Consider the following 3,734-nt stretch of genomic DNA (forward strand, 5'->3'; position numbering starts at 1 on the left):
TACCCGTATTACATTTCCTTTATTTTCAGCGATGGTGATCACCGCGGGGCTGTACAGTTGCAGTACCTCCGGCGCCAAAGAAGGAAAAGACACATCCGCCATTGAAGCAGCCGCCCCGCTGGACGTTTTTTCCCTGGAAAAAGGCAGCCTGTCGTCTTCCATACAAATCCCCGGTGAGCTGATCGCTTTCCAGCAGGTAGATCTTTACGCCAAGGTGAGCAGCTTTGTGAAAAAGATGAATGTAGATGTAGGAAGCGAAGTGGTAACCGGTCAGCTGCTGGCTACCATGGAAGCGCCGGAGATCAATTCCCAGTTGTCCGGCGCTGAATCCCGGCTCAAATCGCAGGAGGCCATTTATTTGTCCAGCAAAGCTACCTACGACCGCCTGCTGGAAACCAGCAAAACGCCCGGTACCGTTTCACAGAACGACCTAGACCTGGCATTTGCCCGGCAGAAATCCGACCTGGCCCAGCTGGATGCCGCCAAAGCAGCGCATCGCGAAGTTGGCGACAACCGTAACTACCTGGAAATACGCGCGCCGTTCAGCGGGGTGATCACTGCCCGTAATGTAAGCGCCGGCGCTTATGTAGGCCCTTCCGGGAAGGGCTCTGAAATGCCCTTATTCACCCTGCAGGAGCAGAAGAAGCTAAGGCTGGTGGTGAGTGTACCGGAAGCCTACACCAGTTACCTGACTAACCAGAGTGAAGTAGCTTTCAAAGTAAGATCTCTGAATAACAAAGCATTCAAAGGAAAGGTGATCCGCCTGGCCGGCGCACTGGACCGTAAGCTTCGCGCCCAGCATATTGAAATTGATGTAGCCAATAACGATAAATCATTATTGCCCGGTATGGTGGCGGAAGTGGCTATACCTCTCACCGGTAGCGCCAGCAATTTCCTGGTACCCTCTTCTGCGGTGCTCAATTCTACCAAAGGCGTATTTGTATTGAAGATCCGGGATAAGCATTCAAAATGGATACCGGTAACTACCGGCCGGAGTGAAAACGGTAAAACCGAAGTGTTCGGGGAGCTCAGTGCCGCAGATACCCTGGTAACGGTTGCCAGCGAGGAAATAAGGGATAATGCTCCCGCAGTGAATGTAAAAGTTAAGTAGATAGATAGTGGATGAAGAGGAAAAGTCATTCCCGGAAGGGAATGGCTTTTTTGTTGAAGCGATTTATTATCAATTGATTATTATTAGATACTGTAGCTTTTACTTTAATCTGCTCACGACATTTTTTTCCGCATTGCGTAAATCAAATTCCGTATCCGTCAGCATCAATATAGGTGATGCCCCGAACTTTGCGCCTGCAAATTTTAAGGAATCAGACAATGGAGAAATCAATAAGGGAATTTTTAAAGAGATCAGGTTGGTGTTTATTGTTACTCAGTGTAATGCTGTCCAACACCGTATTAGCCGAAGAAATAGACAACGGCGGCAGCATTAAAGGACTCGTAACCACTTCAGACAATAAGCCGGCGCCAGGCGTGGCAGTGGTATTGAAAGGCACCAAAAAAACAACGCTCACAGACGATAACGGTACTTACTTACTCCGTAATATCAACCCGGGAAATTATACGATCCAGGTATCCCTTACGGGATATGAAACCACCAGCAGGGAAGTAACTGTTGAAAAGGATAAAACCATTACCATCGATCTTCAACTCAACATCTCTGAAAAGAACCTGAATGAAGTAGAGGTAACTGCTTTCAGGAACAAATACACTAAAAGAAGCAGCGAGTATGTGGCCAAACTGCCGTTAAAAAATATTGAGAATCCGCAGGTATACAACGTTATTTCCAGCGAACTGATAAAAGACCAGGTAGTAACCAGCTACGATAATGCCCTCAACAATGCTCCCGGTATCAGCAAATTATGGTCCTCTACAGGCCGCGCAGGGGACGGCGCCGGGTATTATTCACTTCGGGGTTTTGCGGTACAGCCTACACTGGTAAATGGCTTGCCCGGCTTAACCAACGGCGGCCTGGATGTAGCCAACATCGACAGGATTGAAGTAGTGAAAGGCCCGTCTGGTACACTTTACGGCAGCTCCGTTGTTTCCTACGGCGGTTTGATCAACACCGTTACAAAGAAACCTTATGACCACTTCGGCGGTGAAATCAGTTATACCGGCGGAAGCTACGGCCTCAACCGCGTGACCGCTGATATCAATACCCCCCTTGATAAAGATAATAAAGTGCTGTTGCGTGTAACCGGCGCTTACCATGATGAGAACAGCTTCCAGGATGCCGGCTTCGTGAAGAAACGCTTCATTGCGCCTTCGCTTACCTATCATGCCAGCGAACGCCTTACCCTGATGCTGAACACGGAATTTCTTTCTTCAGAAAGTACCAATCCCACCAGTTTGTTCCTCGACCGTGGTAACCCGCTGTTTGCGAAGAACCTGAAGGAACTGGGATACGATAACAAACGTTCTTATACCAGCAACAACCTCAGCATAAAAACACCTACTTCCAGCATACAGGCGCAGGCGATCTATAAATTATCCGATACCTGGACCTCACAAACCATCGTATCAAGAGGAAGCGCCAAATCAGAAGGCTATTACTCTTACCTGTATGAAGGATCTGCTTCTATGCCGGGCTTTCCCAACATTTCGCCCACTTTCGCAAGGTATATCAGCTACCAGAACGGCAGCACCAATACCACCGATATCCAGCAAAATTTCACCGGCGATTTTAAGATCGGGCAATTCCGCAACAGGGTAGTGGCCGGCCTGGATTATTTCAGCCGCCGCACACAAAGCAACAACACCGGCTATGCCATGAACGGCCTGGTAGATATGGCCGGCAATGACAACGGTATCCTGTCGAAACAACATACCGATTCATTGTTGAATGCTTTACCGGTAGACAACTCTAATCTTACCCAGGAAACATACAGCGCTTACGTATCTGATGTATTCAACATCCTGCCCAGCCTATCTGTAATGGCCAGTTTGCGTGTAGATCATTTTAAGAATGGCGGTCTTACTGCCGGTGCAAATGATAAATACTCACAAACCGCCCTGTCGCCTAAATTCGGGATCGTATACCAGCCTATCCTGAATACACTGTCCGTTTTTGCGAACTACATGAATGGCTTCACCAACAGCGCACCGCGTGCAAACGGTCAGAACGTATTGGTAAGCTTCGATCCTGAACAGGCCAACCAACTGGAAGGCGGGGTGAAAGTAAACCTCATGGGTGGTATGATCACCGGTTCCGTGAGCTACTACGATATTAAAGTGAAAAACATCATCCTGCAAACAGGTGGCGGCACAACACTGGCATATACCCAGGGCGGTACAAGAGCCAGTCGTGGTGTAGAAGCGGAAATCGTAGCTAACCCCGTAGCTGGTTTGAACATCACCGGTGGTTACAGCTACAACGACAGTAAATTCACCGAAACAAATGATAAGGAATACCTGGGCAGACGTCCTGAAGAAGCAGGCCCTAAGAATCTTGCTAACCTCTGGATCACTTACAAATTCCAGAATGGTCCGGTGAAAGGCTTTGGTATCGGCTTTGGCGGCAACTACGCCAGCGAAAATATGATCCTCAACAGGCTTACTACCGGTGTATTCACTTTACCATCTTACACGGTATTAAATGGTTCACTGTTTTACAATACCAACAAGTTTAACGTAGCATTCAAACTCGATAACATCGGTAACAAAGAATACTACAAAGGTTGGAGCACGCTGGAACCGCAAATGCCAAGACGTTTTTCCGG

The 3,734-nt window shown here is 48.1% G+C and carries 3 protein-coding genes; all 3 read left to right on the forward strand.

Going from position 1 to position 3,734, the window contains the following annotated elements:
* The coding region (locus VN105_RS22535; RefSeq protein WP_325644448.1) for an efflux RND transporter periplasmic adaptor subunit at positions 1-1,111 on the forward strand (1,111 nt) is incomplete at its 5' end.
* Positions 1,112-1,118: 7 nt separating this feature from the next.
* The gene (locus tag VN105_RS22540) at positions 1,119-1,445 is read left to right on the forward strand and encodes a hypothetical protein (RefSeq protein WP_325644449.1); all 327 of its coding nucleotides are present in this window, start codon (positions 1,119-1,121) and stop codon (positions 1,443-1,445) included.
* Positions 1,393-3,734 (forward strand): TonB-dependent receptor (locus tag VN105_RS22545; protein ID WP_325644451.1); only part of this gene is annotated, 2,342 nt, incomplete at its 3' end. The genes VN105_RS22540 and VN105_RS22545, both read left to right, overlap by 53 nt.

The sequence above is a fragment of the Chitinophaga sp. genome (assembly GCF_035564935.1).
In the GTDB taxonomy this organism is placed as follows: Bacteria; Bacteroidota; Bacteroidia; order Chitinophagales; family Chitinophagaceae; genus Chitinophaga.